Annotated in this window: 19 protein-coding genes, 1 tRNA gene and 2 pseudogenes; 15 read left to right on the top strand and 7 right to left on the bottom strand. The window is 40.7% G+C overall.

Annotated elements, in window-relative coordinates:
* Positions 1-15 precede the first annotated feature (15 nt).
* The 4 genes from AB9N12_RS04515 to AB9N12_RS04500 form a co-directional block, all read right to left on the bottom strand.
* Complete coding sequence (locus AB9N12_RS04515) at positions 16-2,313, bottom strand: TonB-dependent receptor (RefSeq protein WP_369890057.1); 2,298 nt, start codon at positions 2,311-2,313, stop codon at positions 16-18.
* A gap of 179 nt (positions 2,314-2,492) precedes the next feature.
* Entirely contained in the window at positions 2,493-2,720 is a 228-nt protein-coding gene (locus tag AB9N12_RS04510; protein WP_369890055.1) for a hypothetical protein, read from the bottom strand.
* A gap of 13 nt (positions 2,721-2,733) precedes the next feature.
* Positions 2,734-4,107, bottom strand: a complete 1,374-nt coding sequence (locus AB9N12_RS04505) for a radical SAM protein (RefSeq protein WP_369890054.1) — start codon at positions 4,105-4,107, stop codon at positions 2,734-2,736.
* Positions 4,104-4,472 carry a DUF3244 domain-containing protein gene (locus tag AB9N12_RS04500; RefSeq protein WP_369890052.1) on the bottom strand — a complete coding sequence of 123 codons (369 nt, stop codon included), beginning with the start codon at positions 4,470-4,472 and terminating at the stop codon, positions 4,104-4,106. Before AB9N12_RS04500 ends, AB9N12_RS04505 begins: the two co-directional genes overlap by 4 nt.
* Before the next feature lie 190 nt (positions 4,473-4,662).
* Here AB9N12_RS04500 and AB9N12_RS04495 point away from each other — a divergent pair, with 190 nt between their 5' ends.
* Complete coding sequence (locus tag AB9N12_RS04495) at positions 4,663-4,911, top strand: hypothetical protein (RefSeq protein ID WP_369890049.1); 249 nt, start codon at positions 4,663-4,665, stop codon at positions 4,909-4,911.
* A gap of 215 nt (positions 4,912-5,126) precedes the next feature.
* Positions 5,127-5,306: pseudogene (locus tag AB9N12_RS04490) on the top strand (hypothetical protein); the annotation flags it as partial.
* A 9-nt stretch (positions 5,307-5,315) separates the two neighbouring features.
* On the opposite strand, the gene AB9N12_RS04485 reads toward AB9N12_RS04490, so the two are convergent.
* Positions 5,316-7,226, bottom strand: a complete 1,911-nt coding sequence (locus AB9N12_RS04485) for a hypothetical protein (RefSeq protein ID WP_369890047.1) — start codon at positions 7,224-7,226, stop codon at positions 5,316-5,318.
* Positions 7,227-7,509: 283 nt separating this feature from the next.
* On the opposite strand from AB9N12_RS04485, the gene rhaB reads away from it, so the two are divergent.
* The 10 genes and pseudogenes from rhaB to AB9N12_RS04435 all read left to right on the top strand — a co-directional run bounded on the left by rhaB (position 7,510) and on the right by AB9N12_RS04435 (position 19,406).
* Positions 7,510-8,970, top strand: coding sequence for a rhamnulokinase (rhaB, locus tag AB9N12_RS04480; RefSeq protein ID WP_369890045.1), 1,461 nt, complete (start codon positions 7,510-7,512; stop codon positions 8,968-8,970).
* A 48-nt stretch (positions 8,971-9,018) separates the two neighbouring features.
* Positions 9,019-10,275, top strand: coding sequence for an L-rhamnose isomerase (locus AB9N12_RS04475; protein WP_369890043.1), 1,257 nt, complete (start codon positions 9,019-9,021; stop codon positions 10,273-10,275).
* 3 nt (positions 10,276-10,278) lie between these two features.
* Entirely contained in the window at positions 10,279-11,298 is a 1,020-nt protein-coding gene (gene rhaT, locus AB9N12_RS04470; RefSeq protein ID WP_369890041.1) for an L-rhamnose/proton symporter RhaT, read from the top strand.
* A 95-nt stretch (positions 11,299-11,393) separates the two neighbouring features.
* Positions 11,394-12,203 (top strand): rhamnulose-1-phosphate aldolase, encoded by an 810-nt coding sequence (rhaD, locus tag AB9N12_RS04465; RefSeq protein ID WP_369890039.1) that lies wholly within the window; start codon positions 11,394-11,396, stop codon positions 12,201-12,203.
* 17 nt (positions 12,204-12,220) lie between these two features.
* Positions 12,221-13,375 (top strand): lactaldehyde reductase, encoded by a 1,155-nt coding sequence (gene fucO, locus AB9N12_RS04460; RefSeq protein WP_369890036.1) that lies wholly within the window; start codon positions 12,221-12,223, stop codon positions 13,373-13,375.
* Between the two features lie 145 nt (positions 13,376-13,520).
* Entirely contained in the window at positions 13,521-14,420 is a 900-nt protein-coding gene (locus AB9N12_RS04455) for an AraC family transcriptional regulator (protein WP_369890034.1), read from the top strand.
* A 108-nt stretch (positions 14,421-14,528) separates the two neighbouring features.
* Positions 14,529-15,911 (top strand): annotated as a pseudogene (locus AB9N12_RS04450) (two-component regulator propeller domain-containing protein); the annotation flags it as partial.
* A 60-nt stretch (positions 15,912-15,971) separates the two neighbouring features.
* Entirely contained in the window at positions 15,972-16,349 is a 378-nt protein-coding gene (locus AB9N12_RS04445; protein WP_369889012.1) for a hypothetical protein, read from the top strand.
* Positions 16,350-16,384: 35 nt separating this feature from the next.
* Positions 16,385-17,227: an IS3 family transposase gene (locus AB9N12_RS04440; protein ID WP_369889013.1), complete on the top strand. Its 843-nt coding sequence runs from the start codon at positions 16,385-16,387 to the stop codon at positions 17,225-17,227.
* Positions 17,228-18,047: 820 nt separating this feature from the next.
* The gene (locus AB9N12_RS04435; protein WP_369890032.1) at positions 18,048-19,406 is read left to right on the top strand and encodes a transposase; all 1,359 of its coding nucleotides are present in this window, start codon (positions 18,048-18,050) and stop codon (positions 19,404-19,406) included.
* A gap of 478 nt (positions 19,407-19,884) precedes the next feature.
* Here AB9N12_RS04435 and AB9N12_RS04430 read toward each other — a convergent pair.
* A tRNA-Met gene (locus AB9N12_RS04430) sits at positions 19,885-19,957 on the bottom strand.
* A gap of 236 nt (positions 19,958-20,193) precedes the next feature.
* Here AB9N12_RS04430 and AB9N12_RS04425 point away from each other — a divergent pair.
* From AB9N12_RS04425 to AB9N12_RS04415, 3 genes are read left to right on the top strand one after another with little or no spacing between them, the layout of a single operon-like run.
* Positions 20,194-20,784 carry a TetR/AcrR family transcriptional regulator gene (locus AB9N12_RS04425; protein WP_369890030.1) on the top strand — a complete coding sequence of 197 codons (591 nt, stop codon included), beginning with the start codon at positions 20,194-20,196 and terminating at the stop codon, positions 20,782-20,784.
* Between the two features lie 16 nt (positions 20,785-20,800).
* Entirely contained in the window at positions 20,801-21,547 is a 747-nt protein-coding gene (gene fabG / locus AB9N12_RS04420; protein WP_369890028.1) for a 3-oxoacyl-[acyl-carrier-protein] reductase, read from the top strand.
* A gap of 13 nt (positions 21,548-21,560) precedes the next feature.
* Positions 21,561-22,247: an RluA family pseudouridine synthase gene (locus AB9N12_RS04415; RefSeq protein WP_369890026.1), complete on the top strand. Its 687-nt coding sequence runs from the start codon at positions 21,561-21,563 to the stop codon at positions 22,245-22,247.
* 78 nt (positions 22,248-22,325) lie between these two features.
* Here the strand turns inward: AB9N12_RS04415 and AB9N12_RS04410 are convergent, their stop codons facing one another.
* Positions 22,326-22,526 (bottom strand): hypothetical protein, encoded by a 201-nt coding sequence (locus AB9N12_RS04410; protein ID WP_369892803.1) that lies wholly within the window; start codon positions 22,524-22,526, stop codon positions 22,326-22,328.
* Between the last annotated feature and the right edge of the window lie 89 nt (positions 22,527-22,615).

Here is a 22,615-nt window from a genome sequence, read left to right as displayed (position 1 = left end):
CTTTCTTTTTTATAGTCAATATGCTTTCAATATGGCAGATTTGGTTGTGTTTTCTATATTGGGTTGAGAAAAGTTATGCTTCCTCCCAAAGTTAAAACGATAATTAGCTTTTATGTAAAACACGTGGTCTTCAGCTTTGGGAATGTATGAGTCGGTATGGTTGCTATAATTCGGACTATATAAGTCTGTTTGTTTGGTAAAACGTGAGAATGGATTTCTGGTGTTTAATTGTATATTTAGGTTACGATGAGTATATCCCAAATTAATACGGTAGCTAAATGGAATCTTTTGGACCATTCCCAATATAATATCCTTTCTCGGAGCGTTGATGTTTGCTGATGCCATGAAGTTTTTATAAATGAATAAGAACTTTGCATTGTATTTCCAGTTAGTAATTTTGTTCTTTTCCCACGTCTTATACCATATTTTTTCCCATCCTGTATTTATGTTTAATGTGAGTATTTGCGGTACTAACTTAATGTTTAATGTTAAGTCAGGGCAGATGTATTGCAATGTACCACCTGTTTGGTATGAATGAATAAAAGTGTCATTGTTTCTGTTGACAGATTCGTAGAAATCATTAAACAAAGGACTGTATTCCATTCGTGGTATTAAAGTCATCCATTTTGTATCAATCGAATAAGAGATAAAGGTTTCCAATATACTGCGGTTTTTTAAGTTTGGATTTCCTTGGCGAGTTTGTAAAGGATCGATTTGCTGTTCGGTATTCGTCAACCATGCCATTTGTGGAGTTTCAGTAAGATAACGTGCGGTAAATTGCCAGTTTTGGTTGGACGTGCTCTGATAGTTAAGGTTAATCTCTGGATATAATAATAGTTTTTGTATCTTGGAGTTGTTTTTGCTTTTGTGTATTTCCAGACTGTTCCCCCATTTGAAGCGGAAAGACATCTTTTGGATGTTTTGTTGGTAGGCTATATATAAAGCGGTTCCGTTGTAGTGAAGATAGTCTTCTGTATTTGTCATTTCATTAGCACGTTGATTGGTGTGAGAATTGTTTTGATAATGAATAAATACACTGCTAAGAGTCCCGTTGTTTTTGAATGTTTTTGTATAAATAGCAAGAATTTTCAGGAAAAAATAGTCTTCTTTTGTTTTGGATGTAATGGAAGATGTAGAAGACGCCAGTTCCGAATATTCGCGTGCATATTCATTGTGGTTATAGTCGGATGAAAGAGTGATTTTGAATGTTTGTTTTCGATGAAACTTACCGTTGTAGGATAGTTCAATGCCGGGATTTATATTGCTTGTTTTGGAAAAATCACGTACATTAAGTGAACTGTTCAGATTATTGTACTCTTGAATACTGTTGTTTGTATCACATGTCTTCCCTGTGTTGTAGCGCAAAGCGGCGTAAAAAATATTTTTAGAAGTTTTGTGGCTATAATTTAGGTAGGAACTTAAAGTGTTGCTCCATTGTTTGGATGGAAGAGCTATGCTTTTTCTTTCAAGAACAGCCTCGGGATAGATGAATAAAGTTTTTGAATAGTTTCCTTCTTTTGCATTGAAGTTGTTATATGCATCACTTATATAAAAAGTCACTTCTGAATTTTTTTTTAAGAACTGCCCGTTTATGTCATAGTTGCCGGTAGGCTTGTTTAGGTGTTGTTCACCGTTGGCGGCAATCGTACCTCCTGTATCTTGTTGTTTAAGGATATAGTCTATTACTGCATATGCGTCAGGATGTTCTGGATGTCCATGGTCATAGAAGTCTATACGTAGGATACTTCCAGAGTTTATGTTGTTTATTTCTGTATTAGTTGCTTGTCTGCCATTTATGCATGTTACAACAGTGCCTTCTTTCATGGAGATATTTTTTTTTAATGGGTCAACATCTAATGTGGGGATTAGTAAATGTGCCAGAGCCTCATAACCTCCTACAGAATGGCGTAATTGTTGTTTGGTGGGAAATATGGTTAACTTATCTGTTGTACGAACTACTTGACGTGCAGTAATTGCTACTTCATTAAGATTAATAGAAGTGCTTGTCAGTATAATATCTCCTACATTCATATTATTTTGTATGTTTTCCAAAAATGAGGTGTTTGTCTCGTATCCTATATAACTAATCCTTAGTTTGTAGTCTCCTTGATGAGGGAGTGAGATGCTAAAATTTCCTTTTTCATCGCTTGTGCCTCCATTGATAAAAATTGAGTCATGTTGAAGACATTGAATCGTAGCCCCAACTATAATGTTCTTATCGGTGTCAATAACTCGTCCTTGCAAAGTAAAATCTTTCGCTTGGATGTTTGAAAGTGAGAATAATATGAAGCTAACGAAAATTAATGCCTTCATTGTTTTTTGGTAATTAGTAAAACTCTTGGTTAATATTATTGTCTTTAAATCAATAGACCTTCAATATGGCAGATATGCTCATACTTCCAGTTGGTATATTATTAAGTTCGGCAAAGATATTTTGTATGGATAAGTGCTTAATCAAGCACTTATCCACATAAAAAAGCATGAGCTGTTGATTACCAATAACTGTCGCATACGGAGTAAACTCCACAATAGTCAGAGCCAAGTGGGTTTGTTCCGATTTGCTCTTCTGTCATGGAGAACAAATCCAGCAATCCACCTGCAATTAGCGGGTCGGTTTCCAGTCTCTGTTCCAATTCTTCTACAAAGAACTCTGAAAGTTCTGTATTCATAGGAGTAAATTCTTCAGAATCTATTCCTTTAGATGTTTTTTTGTTTTCCATTGTTGAAATAAATTTAATTAATACTTATGTTGTTTACTTTTCGAAAAGCCCTGTTGACAGCATAATTAATAACTGTTGGAAATTGGCTACATTCTGTCGGATTACTGAAAGAATGAGCCGGACATCCTCCGCCACATAATAATGCATATTTACAATGTTTACACATAAGAGAACTATTGATGTTATAACCTCTCCATTGATTGAATATCTTTTTATTCCATTGTATTTTATCATTCAAGTAATCCCCTAATTGAGACTCTGCTTTTCCAACAACCTCCCAACAAGGAAATATTTTGCCGAACGGGTCTAAAACATATTCATTTGATTGGGATTTGCAGAATATAGAACGAAATTCGAGTGGTTTGTTATTGACTATGGATGAATAAATTTTATAAGATACACCATAGTCTTGACAGCCATAATTAAATTTAAGTTTTTTATGCTTTTCCATAAATTCTCGTTGAGAAAACATATTGGAAGGGATATTCTTTGTGTGTTGCCCCTCACTGTCATATCCGCGTAATAATGCTGAATTTAACTTGAAGTTTTCGTATTGTGAATAACCTAATTTGTCGAATAATGCTTTTAATTGTTGTAAATCATCAAAATTGTTTCTGTCTGTATTAACTCTAATAGTCACTCCCGTGCCTTGTTTTAAAGCTATTCCAATATTAGATATAATTTTGTCAAATGTATTATAGTCTTTGTAGTGTACTCTTTTTGTGTTATGAAGTTCTTTCATCCCATCAATAGTTATTTGTACATGGCTGATTAAATCAGGAGACAATAATTCTTTATATGCGTCTAAATCATATCCATTTGTTACGGCATTGAATTGAAAACCTAATTCTTTCCCTTTGAGAACAATATATTCTATCACCTCTTTATTTTCTTTCAATAAAGGTTCTCCACCATATAGAGTAATATTCTTTGCCCGTAACTGTTCGCGTGGTTCTATTTTTAAAATTGCTTGATAGGCTTTGTCTGCCATTTCTTTGGTGAAAACATTCCTGATAGAATCATTATGCAGTCCTGCTTCAAAACAATATGGGCATCTGAAATTACAGTTATAGGTTATGACGAAAATGAAAACTGTATTTAGAATTTTCTCTTTACGGTGCAATGCTTCAGCCAGCCTTTCTACGTATGCATATTCCTCTTCTTGGCTTTTGGTGGTGATATAACCTCGTTTTTTCAGTGCCGAGATTGTATCTCTCGATAAAGGACATTCCTCCTCAGTAAAGCCGTTATTGGTGTTTTTCAGAAAGGACATAATGTGTTTGCTTACAACATCGATTGCTCCTGTATAGCCATGAAGTAGCATGTACTTATCGGTGTCCTCCAATTTTACATCTATAATGTATGAAGAATTACGTAGTATTTTCATAAGTCAAAATTTCCGTAGAGTTGCCAGTTTGTTGACGACAGTTCAATTTGGTATTCTCCGGTTTCTTCTGTGCCTAAATCAATAGTTGTATGCTTAGTACTAGCATTATAAGTTTGCTCATGCACAACTTCGCCTGTCGACATATTCGTTATGGTTATTTTAAAATCGGATTCGAAGTCTAGTGACTCGGCCGTTAATAAATGATCCATGAGAAATACTTGTGCCGGGAATGGACTACGTTGTGCAGAATGTTGTTCCGAACCACGTATTATAACAGTTTTGCGTGTTGAATCGCTATTGGCAAAACCCGGTAATTGTGCGAATAGCATACTACATAGTAAAAGAGTAAACAGGTCCTTTTTCATGTGTTCTCAATTTAAATTCGGTTTTTATTTTTGATGCTGTAAACTTATGGGTTAGTATTGATTTAGTTTGTGTAGTATTTTGTTAAAACTTAATTAACAAATTGATTTGTGTTGAAAATCAATGAATTACAATTGGGAATCTTCAATCAGAATCTCAAATTTTATAGATGTCTCTATATTCATCCTTTTCATGATAGCATCTCTTCTTTTATATGTAGCATTGGAAGTACAGCCGAATCGTTTTGATTGCTTCTACGATAAGCATCGCCCATACTTAGATATATACCATATCAATGGCGGTTTGCATTACACATTACCATATACGCATAAGCAAATCAGTTCTCCGGATTTATTCAATCCGGTTTCCTTTGATTGCCTAATCGGATTCATCGCTTTGCCTATTCTGACTTCGTATGACTATAGTGTTCCGCAAGGATAACTATAGTCTCCCTTGCGTATAACTATAGTCATACGCAAAGTACACTATAGTTATACGAAATAAAATTGCCTAACGGACAGCATCCTGACAGGCAATTGTCCCAATTAAAAATGCACGCGGGAATCATCTTCTATCGAACTGCCTCAACAGGATCTCATCCATTACAATCGGTTCTTCGGATTCAAACTGCACCTGATAATCAATGACAAGGGAATGATGAATTGAAGAATATCGTACGAATAGAGCACTCTAGGCATCGGTCTTTCAACAGCTTTATCGCAAATGCACTTTCTGCTATCGCGGTGTATTGCTGCTTCGAGAAGAAGCCAGCCATTGACATAGAGAGTTCGTCAAGGACAGGCAACCTAATTTGTTTTGAAGTTATTTCACGTTAAATGTTACAATTAGAACTCTTCAATCAGAATCTCAAATTTTATAGGTGTCTCTACATTCATCCTTTTCATGATAGCATCTCTTCTTTTATATGTAGCATTAGAAGTGCAGCCGAACACATTCGCAATATCTGCATATTTCATGCCAATTTTAACTAGACAGCAGAAATAGACATCTTCTTTCAATAGCCGTTCGTGCTTTCCTGTCAATCGCTTGATAAATCCATGTGTTAATTGGTCTATTTCCGAAAGCAATGTTTCCCATATTTCATTCGGTACTTTTTCGTTTGCATCCGGATTTCTATAATTATGTTGTTTTATGGTTATTAAAGTCTTGTAGGCGGCAGACCGACTTGTTAATAAACTGTCGAACAAGTAACTTTTTTCTTTTTTTATGTTAGTCAGTTGCTCTGCTAAATGGATATTGTGCTTTATTTCATCTGATACTTGTATTTGTTGCATAAGTTGTTCTATCGCTTTCTCTTTCTCTGCGATAGCATCCTCCATACCTATACAGATCTTGTCTTTTTCTTTTAATAATTCATTGAGGCAGCTATTCAGTTGATTTAATTTTAGTTTATCTCCATTATATTTATCACATTTTTGTTTCAACTCTGCTATCTCGGCATCTTTATTCTCCATATCTTTTTTCATTTGGATGGATTGTGTGGAGATGGTCTGTAATAGAGATTCTTGTTCCAACTTTAGTGTTTGTGTTTTCTGACGATATTTGATTCGTTTGTATGAAAAAAAGACAATGAGTATTAGTATGAAACCACCCCCGATATAGATGTAATACAAGTATAATGATAGATTGCTTCTATGTTTCTGCTCATTCTGTTGAAGGAGGATTTCTTTTTCAACTGCTAAAATTTCCTTTGTACGTTCAATATGTTTTGTGCTATCCATGTATGCTTCATAGTCATCTCTGAAACGTAATGCTTCGGCAAAGTCTCCTTTTTTTCGTGCCACATCTTCCAATATAATGCAAGCACCGGCTTTAGTATAAAAATTCGGAGATGATAGGCTTTTATGAGCATAGTAAACAGCCGAATCGTTTTGATTGCTTCTGAGATAAGCATCGCTCAAACTTAGATATGTACCATATGATTGAGCGGTGTCTTTTTGTAATATAAGCTCACGTCTGATACATGAAATTGCCTTTTCTGGTTTTTCCATTTCGTTATAAAGAATTCTTAGGGAACCTAAGGTCTCTATTTTTATATGTGGATTGTTCAGTCTTTTAGCAATAGATAGTGCCCGGTTTAACAACTCTTCGGCTTTGCCATGAAATGTCTTTCCTTTTATGATACAAATATCTGCTCGTTGTACAAGTAACGTTGCTAAATGGGCGGAGTCTGTCTTTTGTTTGAGAAGTTCTTCCTCGCATATATAAAGAGAATCCGCTTTGTCCAGTAAATCTTGCTGGAAGTATACATACCCAAGGTTTCCATATAGCATGCACAATAGTTTGTGGTCTTTGGATTGTTTCACTAATGGCATTGCTTTGAGAAATTCACGTATGGTGGCAGGATTATTTCCTAATTCCTGATACACTCTTCCGAGATAATAATGGGCTTTTGCCTGCATTTCTATGTCATTATCTATCGAATCATAATATTCAGTGGCTATACGTATTAATGAATCTGTGGTTGGTGCGATGTAGTTCTTGTCCTGTGCTTGGGTTAGCAACAAGGCATATTTAGCTCTATGGGCAGGTGTTTTTATCTCTGAAAGGCAGATGTTTTCCAGTAGATGCAATGCGCTGTCGGGGTGGGTGGACATCAGTGAATCTGCAGTAGATAAAAGTAAATCTCCATTTTTTATTTGTTGGCAGGCAAAGGTTATAAATATCAGATTAAATAAACAGAGGTAATATATCAATCTGTTATGTCCTTTGGATTGGTGCTTGACATTTTTCATAATTAGTCTTTATATATATTACATTTATGGATATCATAATACTTATATGGTCGTTGCTAAATTATATTTATTTAAGAAGCTTGTCAGGATTGATTTTGTTGTTTGTTTTGCACAGAAAGGAATGAGGTCCTTTCTGATGCAACAATGAATCATGAAATGCGGAAAATGAAAATTGTGTCAAAATGTATATCCTTTCAATCAAAATACATAAGCAAAGGGAGGAAGGAATCGTCTATCTTTGCATGTAGGTAAATGGATACCTTAAATATATAGACAGAATACCATGAAACAAAACTTTTTTGCAGTCGATCTGGGCGCTACGAGCGGACGTACAATCTTGGGAACTTTTTTTGAAGGCGGATTGAACCTCGAAGAGATTAACCGTTTTCCTAACCACTTGATTGAAGTGGGCGGGCATTTCTATTGGGATATTTATGCATTATATCGTCACATTATTGACGGTTTGAAGTTGGTGGCTCACCGTGGCGAATCCATAGCTTCTATCGGTATTGATACCTGGGGAGTGGATTTTGTATGTATCGGAAAGGATGGAAACCTGCTTCGTCAGCCCTATTCATATCGCGACCCTCATACGGTAGGAGCACCGGAAACCCTCTTCTCCCGTATTTCCCGTAGCGAAGTATATGGTAAGACAGGGATTCAAATAATGAATTTTAATTCACTTTTCCAGTTGGATACTTTGCGTCGTAATCACGATAGCGCACTGGCGGTAGCCGATAAAATTCTGTTTATGCCGGATGCATTGAGTTATATGCTGACCGGGGAAATGGTGACGGAATATACAATCGCTTCAACAGCCCAATTGGTAAATGCGGAAACACGTCGTTTGGAACCGGAGTTGCTGAAGGTGGTAGGGTTGAGCGAAAAGAACTTCGGTCGTTTTGTATTCCCGGGTGAAAAGGTGGGGGTATTGACGGAAGAGGTACAGAAAATTACCGGGTTGGGCGCTATCCCTGTGATTGCGGTGGCCGGACATGATACCGGTTCTGCTGTTGCTGCCGTTCCGGCATTGGATCGCAACTTCGCTTATTTGAGTAGCGGAACCTGGTCATTGATGGGGGTTGAAACGGATGCTCCGGTGATTAATGCCGAAACGGAAGCGTTAAACTTTACCAATGAGGGTGGTGTGGAAGGAACCATCCGACTGTTGAAGAATATCTGCGGAATGTGGTTGCTGGAACGCTGTCGCTTGAATTGGGGGGATACAAGTTATCCCGAACTTATCAGCGAGGCAGATGCTTGCGAACCTTTCCGTAGCTTGATTAATCCGGACGATGACTGCTTCGCGAATCCTGCGGATATGGAAAAGGCTATTATTGAATATTGTCGGACTACCGGACAGCCCGTTCCCGAGAAACGCGGACAGGTGGTGCGTTGCATCTTCGAAAGTCTGGCTTTGCGTTATCGTCAGGTGTTGGAGAATTTGCGTTTACTTTCTCCTCACCCGATTGAGACCTTGCACGTGATTGGCGGTGGCAGCCGGAATGATTTGCTGAACCAGTTTACTGCCAATGCGATAGGAATCCCAGTGGTAGCCGGTCCGTCTGAAGCGACAGCTATCGGCAATGTGATGATTCAGGCCATGGCGGCAGGCGAAGCAACGGATGTTGCCGGTATGCGCCGGTTAATTAGCCGCTCTATTCCGTTGAAGACCTATCGGCCACAAGACACGGAAGCTTGGGATACGGCTTATATTCATTTTAAGAATTGTGTCCGGAAATAAATTAAACAACTGACAGGAATAATCATTTTTAAAACTAAATAGAATATCATGAAAAAAGAAGAACTGATTCAGAAAGCGTATGAGATTGCTGTGGAACGTTATGCAGCAGTAGGTGTGGACACCGAACAAGTATTGAAAACTATGCAGGATTTTCATCTGTCACTCCACTGTTGGCAGGCTGATGATGTAGCAGGGTTCGAAGTACAGGCAGGTTCATTGACGGGTGGTATCCAGGCTACGGGTAACTATCCGGGCAAAGCCCGCAACATCGACGAACTGCGTGCCGATATCTTGAAGGCCGCTTCTTATATTCCGGGTACTCACCGTCTGAACCTGCATGAGATTTACGGAGACTTCCAGGGCAAGGTGGTAGACCGTGACCAGGTAGAACCGGAACATTTCAAGAGCTGGATTGAATGGGGAAAGGAACATAATATGAAGCTCGACTTCAACTCTACTTCTTTCTCTCATCCGAAATCAGGCGATTTGTCACTTTCTAATCCCGACGAAGGGATCCGCCAGTTCTGGATTGAGCACACCAAACGTTGTCGTGCAATTGCGGAAGCAATGGGTAAGGCACAGGGCGATCCGTGTATCATGAACCTTTGGGTACACGACGGAAGCAAAGATATCACAGTGAACCGCATGAAATATCGTGAGTTGTTGAAAGATTCTTTGGATCAGATTTTCGCTACCGAATATAAGAATATGAAGGATTGCATCGAATCTAAGGTGTTCGGTATCGGTCTGGAAAGCTATACGGTAGGTTCTAACGATTTCTATATCGGTTACAGTGCTTCTCGCAATAAGATGATCACGTTGGATACCGGTCACTTCCACCCGACAGAAAGCGTAGCAGATAAAGTATCTTCACTGTTGCTTTATGTTCCTGAATTGATGTTACACGTAAGCCGTCCGGTTCGTTGGGATTCAGATCACGTTACTATCATGGATGATCCGACCATGGAACTGTTCAGCGAAATCGTTCGTTGCGGTGCTTTGGACCGTGTACATTATGGTCTTGACTATTTTGATGCATCTATCAATCGCATTGGTGCTTATGTAATCGGTAGTCGTGCTGCACAGAAATGTATGACTCGTGCGCTGCTTGAACCAATTGCCAAGTTGCGTGAGTACGAAGCAAACGGACAGGGATTCCAACGTCTGGCTCTGCTCGAAGAAGCAAAAGCGCTGCCTTGGAATGCTGTTTGGGATATGTTCTGCTTGAAGAACAATGTTCCTGTTGGTGAAGATTTCATCGCAGAAATTGAAAAGTACGAAGCTGAAGTAACTTCTAAGCGATAAGTTATGGATATTTTAATCGGTTTATTGATTATAGCCATCGGTAGCTTTTGCCAGTCCAGTTCTTATGTACCTATAAAAAAGGTAAAGGAATGGAGCTGGGAAAGCTTCTGGTTAATACAAGGTGTATTTGCTTGGTTAGTGTTCCCGTTTCTGGGTTCACTACTGGGTGTACCCCAAGAGAGCTGTTTGTTCGACTTGTGGGGAATGGGAGGTGCTGGAATGAGCATCCTTTATGGTATATTGTGGGGAGTAGGAGGTTTGACGTTCGGACTTTCCATGCGTTATCTGGGTGTTGCGTTGGGACAGAGTATCTCATTGGGTACTTGTGCCGGTTTCGGAACCCTTCTTCCGGCTCTTTTTGCGGGTACAAAGCTGTTCGAAGGTAACGGATTGATTCTGTTGTTGGGGGTTTGTATTACGTTGGCGGGTATTGCTATTATCGGTTATGCCGGTAGCTTGCGTGCGCAAAACATGAGCGAAGAAGAAAAACGTGCTGCCGTAAAAGATTTTGCATTGACAAAAGGGCTGTTGGTCGCACTCTTGGCAGGTCTTATGAGTGCCTGCTTTGCTTTGGGACTGGATGCAGGAACACCTATCAAAGAAGCCGCTTTGGCTGGTGGGGTGGAAGGGCTTTATGCGGGTCTTCCGGTTATCTTCCTGGTTACGCTTGGCGGTTTCCTGACAAATGCTGCATACTGTCTGCAACAGAATGTGGCTAATAAAACGATGGGTGATTATGCTAAAGGAAAAGTGTGGGGCAATAACCTGGTTTTCTGTGCGTTGGCCGGTGTACTATGGTATATGCAGTTCTTCGGATTGGAAATGGGTAAGAGTTTCCTTACGGAAAGCCCGGTGCTACTGGCTTTCTCTTGGTGTATTCTGATGGCATTGAATGTAACCTTTAGTAATGTTTGGGGAATAATTCTGAAAGAATGGAAAGGTGTGTCAAACAAGACCATAACTGTGCTGATAGCTGGTCTGATCGTGCTTATCTTTTCTTTAGTGTTCCCAAATTTGTTTTAAAAAATTGAGAACGGATTACACGGATTACGCGGTTTTTTTATAACTTGCGACAAAAATCGTGTAATCCGTAATTAATTAAAACATATAGATATAAAATGAAATCAATCTTAGAGAATCGCCCGGCACTTGCCAAAGAAGTAAATAAGGTAGCTGAAGTTGCCGGATACTTGTGGCAGAAAGGATGGGCTGAACGTAACGGGGGAAATATCACTGTTAATATCACAGAGTTTGTAGACGATGAAATCCGTCAGATGAAGCCGATCAGCGAAGTAAAATCTATCGGTGTGACTCTTCCTTATCTGAAAGGGTGCTATTTCTATTGCAAGGGAACTAATAAACGTATGCGTGATTTAGCTCGTTGGCCGATGGAGAATGGTTCGGTAATCCGTATCTTGGATGACTGTGCCAGCTATGTGATTATTGCGGATGAGGCGGTGGCTCCGACATCGGAATTGCCTTCTCACCTGAGCGTGCATAATGACCTGTTGAGCAAAAACTCTCCTTATAAAGCGTGTGTACATACACACCCGATCGAACTGATTGCCATGACACACTGTCCGAAGTTCCTGGAAAAAGATGTGGCTACTAATCTGTTATGGAGCATGATTCCCGAAACAAAGGCATTTTGCCCGCGTGGTTTGGGTATCATCCCTTATAAATTGCCCAGTTCTGTAGAGTTGGCGGAAGCTACCATCAAAGAATTACAGGATTATGATGTTGTGATGTGGGAGAAACATGGAGTATTTGCAGTAGATTGCGATGCAATGCAGGCATTTGATCAGATCGATGTACTTAATAAATCGGCTTTGATTTATATCGCAGCTAAAAATATGGGCTTCGAACCGGATGGTATGAGTCAGGAACAGATGAAAGAAATGACAGTTGCTTTCAATTTGCCTAAATAAAAACAAATAGTATTACCATGAATCGCATTATTTTAAATGAAACTTCCTACTTCGGCGCCGGATGCCGGAGTGTGATAGCTGTGGAAGCAGCTAGACGTGGCTTTAAGAAAGCCTTTTTTGTAACGGATAAAGATCTGATCAAGTTTGGCGTGGCTGCCGAAATAATAAAAGTATTTGATGAGAACCGGATTCCTTACGAACTTTATAGTGATGTAAAAGCTAATCCAACGATTGCAAATGTACAAAACGGTGTGGCAGCTTATAAAGCTTCCGGAGCTGATTTTATCGTAGCTTTGGGGGGCGGGTCTTCTATCGATACCGCCAAAGGAATCGGTATCGTTGTGAATAACCCGGATTTTGCAGACGTGAAATCTCTGGAAGGTGTGGCTGATACGAAACATAAGGCAGTACCAACTTTCGCATTGCCTACTACTGCCGGAACGGCTGCCGAAGTAACCATCAATTATGTGATTATCGATGAAGATGCACGTAAAAAGATGGTTTGCGTAGATCCGAATGATATTCCAGCCGTGGCTATCGTAGACCCCGAACTGATGTATTCTATGCCGAAAGGTCTGACTGCCGCTACGGGTATGGATGCTTTGACGCACGCTATCGAAAGTTATATTACTCCGGGTGCTTGGGCTATGAGCGATATGTTCGAACTGAAGGCTATTGAGATGATTGCACAAAATCTGAAAGTAGCCGTAGACAATGGTAAAGATGTAGCAGCCCGCGAGGCAATGTCGCAGGCACAATATATAGCCGGTATGGGATTCTCGAATGTCGGTTTGGGAATCGTTCACTCAATGGCTCATCCGTTGGGGGCATTCTATGATACTCCTCATGGGGTGGCCAATGCTTTACTGTTGCCATATGTGATGGAATACAATGCTGAATCTCCGGCAGCTCCGAAATATATCCATATTGCGAAAGCAATGGGAGTGGATACTACTGGAATGAATGAAGCAGAGGGGGTTAAAGCTGCTATCGAAGCTGTGAAAGCACTTTCTATCAGCATTAATATCCCACAGAAATTGCATGAAATCAATGTGAAGGAAGAAGATATTCCTGCATTGGCAGTAGCTGCTTTCAATGATGTTTGTACAGGTGGCAATCCTCGTCCTACTTCGGTAGCGGATATTGAAGCCTTGTATCATAAAGCATTCTAAATCTCGTCATAATAAAGTTTGTTTTTATATAAGCATCCGGAGATACTTGAAGGTGCTCTCCGGATGTTTTTTTTATATCCTTGCGTGTGTTTTCTGAAAATAATTCCTATTTTTGTCTGGTTCAATTGCATGAAAACACATTGATATGATCGAGGATAATAGTCTGGGATTAGAATTTAAATATCTGATTGTAAATGACATGGACCGCAAGTTCGGGCTGTGGGTAAATACTGTCGGCTATCAATCCATTCCCCCTGATTCACCTTATCCGTTGAAAGAGCATCCGTCCGGTTACTTCTTTAATGCGGAAAAAGGAAGGGTGCTTCGTGAGTATCAATTGGTTTATATCACCAAGGGACGTGGATTGTTTTCATCCGAATCCACCTCCGAGAAGCAAGTTTGTAAAGGTCGGCTGATGGTATTGTTTCCCGGACAATGGCATACTTATCGCCCATTGCGGCAGACTGGCTGGACTGAATATTACATTGGTTTCGAGGGACCTATGATAGACTCTATTGTTAATAATGCTTTTTTGTCGCAGCAACAGCAAATACTGGAAATTGGGCTTAATGAAGAGTTAGTCTCATTATTCTCTCGTGCTCTTGCCGTAGCCGAAGCGGATAAGATCTCTGCGCAACAATATCTTTCCGGAATTGTGCTTCACATAATAGGGATGATTCTTTCCGTCTCCAAGAATAAGTTTTTTGAGATGAGTGATGTGGATCAGAAGATTGAACAGGCAAAAATCATTATGGATGAAAATGTTTCCGGCAATGTGGATCCGGAGGAATTAGCTATGCGACTCAATATTAGTTATTCATGGTTCCGACGTGTTTTTAAGGAGTATACAGGTTATGCTCCTGCTAAATATTTCCAGGAATTGAAACTTCGTAAGGCTAAACAAATGCTGGTAGGAACTTCCCAGTCTGTAAAAGAGATTTCTTTTTTTCTTGGTTTCCAGTCTACCGAATATTTCTTCTCTTTCTTCAAGAAACGTACCGGACTCACTCCATTGGAGTATCGTTCGTTCGGGCGGGATGAATGAATAGGCTGAAGGCCATATCTATTAGTTATTTGGCTCTGATTTTGGGAATATCTTAAAAACAGTTACTTTTGTGGTAAGATTAATGCGTTATAAACCATCATTCTTGATATGTGCGGACAAAAACTATCTACTATCCATTTTTTTATTCTGTTATCTCTTTGGGGGGTTATACTCCCTCTTCAATCACAGGAATACAAGTTCAGAACATTGGGTGTGGAGGATGGATTGTCGCAAATAACGGTGAGCGATATTTGCCAGGATGAGAAATCGCGTATATGGATTGCTACTTTGGATGGTCTGAATTGTTTTGATGGCAATCATATCAAAGTCTTCAATCATTTTCATAACGACTCTATCAGTTATGGTAATCTGTATGTGACTCAAATGGTGGAAGACGGTCAGGGAAGCCTCTTTCTTTTGACCTCTACCGGACTTTTCCAGTTCGATCTTGAAACAGAGAAATATTATATGCTTCCGGTGGCTTCTCCCTCCACTCTTTCCAAAGGAAAGGCGGGAGTGTGGATTGCAGAGGGGGGAAAACTGTTTTTATATGATAAAAATACCCGTTTCTTGAAACCGATGTATGCCAATTTACGTCTGCCGGACAGCGGGCCGACGATGGTGGAAGGTGCCGAAGGAAGTCTCTGGATTGCTTTGAAAGAGGGTGGAGTGATGCGTATAGATACTTGCGGATCAATGTCACTTCATCTGCCCGGAATTAAGGTGATGAAACTGATAAAAAGTAACGACCAGAAGATTTGGATCGGTTCGCAGGATCAGGGCGTTTTCTGTTTTTCGTCGCAAGGTACGATTATTCATCACTATGAATATAATGATAAGAGTGTTTATACGGTTCGGAATGATATGGCGAGAGCGTTATGCCAGGACCTGGAAGGAAATATATGGGTAGGCTACAGAAGTGGATTGAGTAAGATTGAAGTGGCTACCGGGAAAATATTTCATTATCAGGCTGATCCTAACCGAGTGGGGGCTATGTCCAATCGCTCGGTGACATCTCTTTATACAGACAAACAAGGGATAGTTTGGGTAGGGACTTATTGGGGAGGCGTAAATTTCTTCTCTCCGGAATATCAGCATTTTGTGCATTACCATGCTTCGGACACCGGATTGTCTTTTCCGGTGGTTGGTGCTATGGCTGAAGATAATACCGGAAATATATGGATCTGTACGGAAGGAGGAGGATTAGATTCATATCAACCGGAACAGGGAAAGTTCAAGCATTTTAATGCGCATACGGGATATCATTTTAGTACGGACTTTCTGAAAGATGTTGTTTACGATGAGGCTAATAATTGTTTGTGGATTGCTGCCGACTTTACCAATAAGGTTAATTGTTTTCATCTTGATAACTATCGGAATGATATCTATAACCTCGAACCGCTTGGAGAGGAAAGTGTAGGAGAGGCCTTGTTTGCCTTAGCAGATACTCCTCGTAAATTGTATGTAGGTACAACATCGGCTATTGTAAGTCATAATGTCTTATACGGATTTAGGTTGACACCTTTTTAGAGACATAAAAAAAGAAAAATTATGTCTAAATTATCTCGTAAGATTTATTCTGAGACTTTCAAATTGGAAGTTCTCCGTGATTACTTCAGTAGCGGTTTGTCAATGTTTGCTACTGCCAAGAAATGGGGTTTACCCAACCATACTTATATTCTGCGTTGGCAAAAGTGTTATGCAATTGATTCGGATTCCTTATCTTTGTCCCCCGAACTTCTGTCAGATCTTCAAATGAAAAAGAATCCAAAATCAAAATCTAAAGAAGAACTTCTTGAAGCGGAAAATTTGCGTCTGAGAAAGGCTTTGGAACTTGAAAAACTTCGTTCCCATGCCTTTGAAAGACTGATTGAACTCACAGAAAGAGAAGAAGGGATTTCCATCTTAAAAAAAGATGGTGCCAAATAGTCACCGGCCTTCGTGAAGAGTTTCCTCACATCAGTGTGAAAACCCTTTGCGGACTGTTTGGCATGTCTTCCCAGGCCTATTACAAAAAGAAAAAAAATCTTTTGTCGCGTCATCAGATCAGAACAGCCATCTTGGATGCCGTCTTCTTCTACCGCTCAAAGGCTCCGGGCATCGGTGGTTTGAAATTATACCATGAGCTCCGCTCCCTTTATGGAAGCGAGATAACCGGAGGGCGGGATGCCTTCCTTCATCTGCTGCGTTCGGAACGCCTTATGCTGCCCCCGAAGAAACCCAGGCATACGACGGACTCCCACCATCTTTACAAGAAGTATCCGAATCTGATCAAGGGGGTAACGGCACAATACCCGAACCATATCTGGGTATGTGACATCACTTACATCTGGATTGAAGGTGGCGTATGCTACCTCCATCTTGTAACGGACATGTACTCACATGCCGTTTTAGGATGGGTGCTCTCTCCCAGTTTGCATGCCGAATATACGCTACAGGCACTGGAACAGGCCATCAATGAGGCCGGAGGTGGCAATCTTTGCGGCACAATCCACCATTCCGACCGGGGGGTACAGTATGCCTGCGATGCCTATATCGACACACTGGTCACTCATCATATACGTGTGAGCATGACTGAAGATTACAACCCGACGGACAATGCGGTAGCAGAAAGGATGAATGGCATCCTGAAAACGGAATGGATATACGGCATGTCGCTGTTCAGGGATAAAGAGATGGCACGGGAGCAGATTACGCGAATGATTGACTTCTATAATAATGGACGACCGCATATGAGCATAGGTATGAAAAAACCCATGGACGTATATCATGGAGAGGTGCCGGGAAAATCATTGTGGAAAAAATAAGGTTCCATATGATAAATAAATACTATATTTGCGATACCGAGAACCCGGGACATGACGGTTTAAGCCATTGTCTCACAAAAGCCAATAGGGTGTCGAACCCTATTGACTTTTACCGAGAGCCCGAGCACACTCAGATTTGTCCATTGTTTTTACGTATGACAACTATCTTAGGAGCAAAGGGAAGAAACTAACAACTGTTTTAGTTATGAATAACAGAATGTGACAACTTATTTAGTAACTAGCCTCTAAAAGTGACAACCATTTCTAGTATAAGTCATAAACAAAGTGTTCAGCGCCTTGGAACAAAGTGTTCAGCGCCTTGAAACAAAGTGTTTTGCGGCTTGAAACAAAGTGTTCAGCGGCTTGAAACAAAGTGTTTCAAGCAATTGAAACATCTTGAAACAAATCAGGCTTTCAGAAAATAGTCGGTGATAGGTGACAGATGAGGTGATAGGTTAACAACAACCTGTCACCGCTCTGTAAATATGATGAATAAAGAGTTTCAGGATGATGGTGATAGGTTGAAAGAGGAATTGACGAAATCAATAGGGAGAGGATCGGTAATAACACTCGTTGATGCATCAAACTTTCGGAATGAATGTATCTCTGATTCACTCTCTAAAGCATAGCTTTAGGGAATGAAAAGCATCGCTTTAGACCGGCTAAAGCGATCCTTTAGGGACATTCATTAAATATTATAAAATGAGCCAACTAATTCATACACAAATTATTGCGAATTAGTTGGCTTTTTAGTATCTTTAGGTATTCCCCCGAAAACAAGGTTTGACGGCCCAAACGGGGGAAATTCCCCAACTAAGATATGGCTAAGATACAAAAAATTTCAGAAATCCACCCAACTTTGGGCTTTACAGAATTTGATATTCTGGAAAAATACCGCAAGAGTTTTCATGAGAGTGAGCTTGGCAGGCTTCATTCGGTCTTTCCATTTGATCGTATGGCAAAAGCCGCAGGCCTGTCTGAACAACGTTTGGGCCGCAGGAACATATTCAGTCCTTCCGCAAAGATCGCCCTTATGGTCCTGAAGGCATACACCGGATTCTCCGACAGGAAACTGGTGGAACATCTGAACGGGAACATACACTACCAGATGTTCTGTGGAATCATGATCCCCCCGTCCCTTCCCATAACCAACTTCAAGATAGTCAGTGCCATCCGTAATGAGATAGCATCCCGCCTTGACATTGATTCCTTCCAGGAGCTCCTGGCTTCACACTGGAAACCTTATCTTGATAACCTTCACGTCTGCATGACCGATGCCACATGCTATGAGAGCCACATGCGTTTTCCTACGGACATGAAACTCCTTTGGGAAAGCATCGAATGGCTCTACAGGCATATATGCCGGCATTGCAGGGATCTGGGCATAAGGCGTCCGCGCAACAAATACAGGAATGTGGCGGAATCCTATCTGTCCTACTGCAAGAAAAGAAAGAGGAGAGCTTCAAGGACAAGAATGCTTAAGCGCCGTATGATCAAGCTTCTTGAAAAGCTCCTCAGTCAAAGGGATGGGCTCCATAGCGAGTACGGTGCTTTACTCCGATATACACAGGATTACCATAAGCGTCTTTCCATCATCAGAAAGGTGCTTGTACAGGAAAAGGAAATGTTTGAAGGGCGAAAAGTCAGTGACCGCATCATCAGCATCGACCGTCATTATGTACGTCCCATCGTCAGAGGCAAGGAAACCAAGTCCGTCGAGTTCGGTGCAAAGGTCAATAATATACAGATAGACGGCATATCGTTCATCGAACACCTCTCGTTCAAGGCTTTCAATGAGGGGATACGCTTGAAGGACTGTATCCGTATGCAGCAGAAGCTGATGAATGTAAGGGTAAGATGTGTGGCTGCCGATTCCATATATGCCAATAATGCCAACAGAAAGTTCTGTACTAAATATGGGATATCCACATCCTTTGTGCGCAAGGGAAGGGCGGGCAAAGATGAGCCTTTGAGGAAGGTGCTTAGAAGCGAACTCTCAAAAGAAAGGGCCACACGGCTTGAAGGAAGCTTCGGCACTCAAAAGCAACATTACTCGCTCGCAAGGATAAAGGCAAGGAACAAGAAGACGGAAATCCTGTGGATTTTCTTCGGAATACATACAGCAAATGCCATACTGATGATTGACAAGATCAGGAACAGAACGGGGAAAGCTGCATGATATGAGTTTACTGAAAGAATCAGAAGAGGTCAGAAGACTTCTTCCGGAACTTCATGTATTGTCAGATAAGAGTATATGAGAATATACAGAAAAATGACAATAATAATGGCATATGAAGTGATTATACTCTATCATCTTCATATGCCATGGTATTTGGGGGGAACATTTACTGAATATTCCCCTTTAGTCTGGTAAAAAACAAGGGCATCAGAGAAGAACCGCGTGAATACGATGAGGACATCCTGAACTTTTATAACAGCAGGGGCTTCAAACGCCATGACTGAACCGTTCAACGCTCGGGGTAAACTTTTCCGATCCAACCTAAGAGACGTAATCGACAAGAATTTCTTCATTTGTTGTATTGCCAGACTTTATGGGTATCCCCACTAATTTTCTACTGCCTCCTTGGATAAGGTCTGTAAAGAAGAGTCGTCACAAAAAAGAAGAACCGCACTTCTGCGATTCTTCTTTTCTTTAGTTGCGGAGATCCGACTCGAACGAATGACCTTTGGGTTATGAGCCCAACGAGCTACCAACTGCTCCACTCCGCGATGTTTAACGAGTGCAAAGGTACGGCTTTTTTTGAAACAAACAAATATATTGCCGAATATTTTTCGAATAAATCATTATTTTTCCCTTATTAGGTTGAGAATGAACGAAATAATGATGACACTTTTCTTAGTACCTATTAATATACAAATGTTAATATTCTCTCTGTTTTCTTGTATGGTCTAAAGAAAAGAATTACTTTTGCTCAAAATATTCAGCAATGTGCAATTTGTAACCTATGGCCGTATCCAAGACAAAAGCCAAATTAGTAGATGTAGCCCGTCAGCTTTTTGCGAAGATGGGAGTAGAAAACACGACTATGAATGATATCGCTCTTGCTTCTAAAAAAGGGAGACGAACGCTCTATACCTATTTTAAAAGTAAGGATGAAATTTATTTGGCTGTTGTGGAATCGGAATTGGATATTCTGTCGGATATGATGAAGCGGGTAGCCGAGAAAAACATCTCACCGGACGAAAAATTGCTGGAGATGATATATACCCGGTTGGATGCGGTAAAAGAGGTCGTTTATCGAAACGGAACACTGCGTGCTTATTTCTTCCGTGATATATGGCGGGTAGAGAAAGTCCGCAAGAAGTTTGATGCAAAGGAAGTCCAGCTCTTTAAAGCCGTTCTTTTGGAAGGACAGGCAAAAGGAGTTTTTCATATTGACGATGTGGAGATGACTGCCGACTTGATTCATTATTGTGTGAAAGGAATTGAAGTTCCTTATATTCGTGGACATATAGGCGCGCATCTGGATGAAGATACAAGAAATAAATATGTGTCCAACATCGTGTTTGGCGCACTACATAGAACAGAAATTTAATTAAATAACTTTTAGTATGGGATTATTAGACGGAAAAACAGCCATCGTAACCGGTGCTGCTCGCGGTATTGGTAAGGCTATCGCTCTTAAGTTTGCTGCCGAAGGTGCAAACATCGCATTTACCGACCTTGTCATTGACGAAAATGCAGAAAATACAACTAAAGAGCTTGAAGCAATGGGCGTGAAAGCCAAAGGCTATGCATCTAACGCTGCTAACTTTGAAGATACTGCAAAGGTCGTAGAAGAAATCCACAAGGACTTCGGACGGATCGATATATTGGTAAACAATGCCGGCATTACTCGTGACGGTTTGATGATGCGCATGAGCGAACAGCAATGGGATATGGTGATCAACGTGAACCTGAAGTCGGCGTTTAATTTCATTCATGCTTGTACACCTGTCATGATGCGTCAAAAAGCCGGGAGCATTATCAATATGGCATCTGTGGTAGGTGTTCACGGAAATGCAGGACAGGCTAACTATGCTGCTTCCAAAGCAGGTATGATTGCATTGGCTAAATCTATCGCACAGGAGTTGGGCTCTCGCGGCATCCGTGCCAACGCTATCGCTCCGGGATTCATCCTGACAGACATGACAGCTGCTCTTTCTGATGAAGTAAAGGCTGAATGGACAAAGAAAATACCTTTGCGTCGTGGCGGTACTCCTGAAGATGTGGCAAACATCGCTACTTTCCTTGCTTCTGATATGTCATCTTATGTATCGGGTCAGGTGATTCAGGTAGATGGTGGTATGAATATGTAATCGAACAGAATGAATGACTGTTGTATACGAAGACAACCATATCATTGTAGTCAATAAGACCGCTTCCGAGATTGTCCAGGCAGACAAGACGGGCGATACACCGCTTTCAGAGAGTGTGAAACAGTATCTGAAAGAGAAGTATCAGAAACCCGGAAATGTTTTCCTCGGTGTGACACACCGGCTGGACCGCCCCGTAAGCGGTCTTGTTATTTTTGCTAAAACGAGTAAAGCGCTTACACGACTCAACGAAATGTTTCGCACCAGTGAGGTGAAAAAGACTTATTGGGCGGTTGTGAAAAATAAACCGGAAGAACCGGAAGGCGAACTGGTACATTTTCTTGTGCGTAATGAAAAGCAAAATAAAAGTTATGCATATGATAAAGAAGTGCCGGACAGCAAGAAAGCGATCTTGCATTATCGGTTGATCGGTCGTTCGGAGAATTACTATTTGCTCGAAATCGATTTGAAAACCGGACGCCATCATCAGATTCGTTGTCAGTTGGCAAAAATGGGATGTCCTATCAAGGGAGATTTGAAATATGGTTCTTCACGCTCCAATCCGGATGGGAGCATTTGTCTGCACGCTCGGAGAGTGCGATTCATACATCCTGTTTCCAAAGAGCTGATGGAACTGGAAGCGCCCCTTCCCCAAGGGAATGTATGGAAAGGCTTCACTAGAAAAAAGCCATCCCCGGAATAGACGAAAGTAGGGATGGCTTTTTTTTGTAGTGTGCTTACTATTGTTCAGCAGACTATGTTTTACTTGTTGTTGGCAAGGTCATTCCTTGACAGGCACAGCGGGTTTGTCTTTGGATGCAGTATCTTTGACAACTGTGTCATTGACTACTGTATCATTGACAACTGCCGCATTGACTTCTGTCGGGGCTGTCACAGCTTCTGCAGAACTCTGAGCCTTTACAAGGAATGAACCACCACAAACAAACATAAACATTGCTACTACTAATACTAATTTTTTCATCATCGTTTGCTTTAAAGATTATTAGACATATGTTTTCAATTCTCTACTTTTGTGTTAAGGAATTGGTTATTACTTTTTCGCTAACGTTT

Source organism: Bacteroides sp. AN502(2024) (assembly GCF_041227145.1).
Lineage (GTDB): Bacteria > Bacteroidota > Bacteroidia > Bacteroidales > Bacteroidaceae > Bacteroides.
The sequence above is the reverse complement of the archived record's forward strand: the minus strand, read 5'-3'. Positions and strand labels throughout refer to the sequence as shown.

Coding starts and splice junctions, on each gene's coding strand:
- AB9N12_RS04415 (WP_369890026.1), top strand. CDS start 21,561: ATGACTGTTGTATACGAAGACAACCATATCATTGTAGTCAATAAGACC.
- rhaB (WP_369890045.1), top strand. CDS start 7,510: ATGAAACAAAACTTTTTTGCAGTCGATCTGGGCGCTACGAGCGGACGT.
- fabG (WP_369890028.1), top strand. CDS start 20,801: ATGGGATTATTAGACGGAAAAACAGCCATCGTAACCGGTGCTGCTCGC.
- AB9N12_RS04500 (WP_369890052.1), bottom strand. CDS start 4,472: ATGAAAAAGGACCTGTTTACTCTTTTACTATGTAGTATGCTATTCGCA.
- rhaD (WP_369890039.1), top strand. CDS start 11,394: ATGAAATCAATCTTAGAGAATCGCCCGGCACTTGCCAAAGAAGTAAAT.
- AB9N12_RS04505 (WP_369890054.1), bottom strand. CDS start 4,107: ATGAAAATACTACGTAATTCTTCATACATTATAGATGTAAAATTGGAG.
- AB9N12_RS04410 (WP_369892803.1), bottom strand. CDS start 22,526: ATGAAAAAATTAGTATTAGTAGTAGCAATGTTTATGTTTGTTTGTGGT.
- fucO (WP_369890036.1), top strand. CDS start 12,221: ATGAATCGCATTATTTTAAATGAAACTTCCTACTTCGGCGCCGGATGC.
- AB9N12_RS04425 (WP_369890030.1), top strand. CDS start 20,194: ATGGCCGTATCCAAGACAAAAGCCAAATTAGTAGATGTAGCCCGTCAG.
- AB9N12_RS04495 (WP_369890049.1), top strand. CDS start 4,663: ATGATAGCATCTCTTCTTTTATATGTAGCATTGGAAGTACAGCCGAAT.
- AB9N12_RS04510 (WP_369890055.1), bottom strand. CDS start 2,720: ATGGAAAACAAAAAAACATCTAAAGGAATAGATTCTGAAGAATTTACT.
- rhaT (WP_369890041.1), top strand. CDS start 10,279: ATGGATATTTTAATCGGTTTATTGATTATAGCCATCGGTAGCTTTTGC.
- AB9N12_RS04435 (WP_369890032.1), top strand. CDS start 18,048: ATGGCTAAGATACAAAAAATTTCAGAAATCCACCCAACTTTGGGCTTT.
- AB9N12_RS04475 (WP_369890043.1), top strand. CDS start 9,019: ATGAAAAAAGAAGAACTGATTCAGAAAGCGTATGAGATTGCTGTGGAA.
- AB9N12_RS04455 (WP_369890034.1), top strand. CDS start 13,521: ATGATCGAGGATAATAGTCTGGGATTAGAATTTAAATATCTGATTGTA.
- AB9N12_RS04515 (WP_369890057.1), bottom strand. CDS start 2,313: ATGAAGGCATTAATTTTCGTTAGCTTCATATTATTCTCACTTTCAAAC.
- AB9N12_RS04445 (WP_369889012.1), top strand. CDS start 15,972: ATGTCTAAATTATCTCGTAAGATTTATTCTGAGACTTTCAAATTGGAA.
- AB9N12_RS04485 (WP_369890047.1), bottom strand. CDS start 7,226: ATGAAAAATGTCAAGCACCAATCCAAAGGACATAACAGATTGATATAT.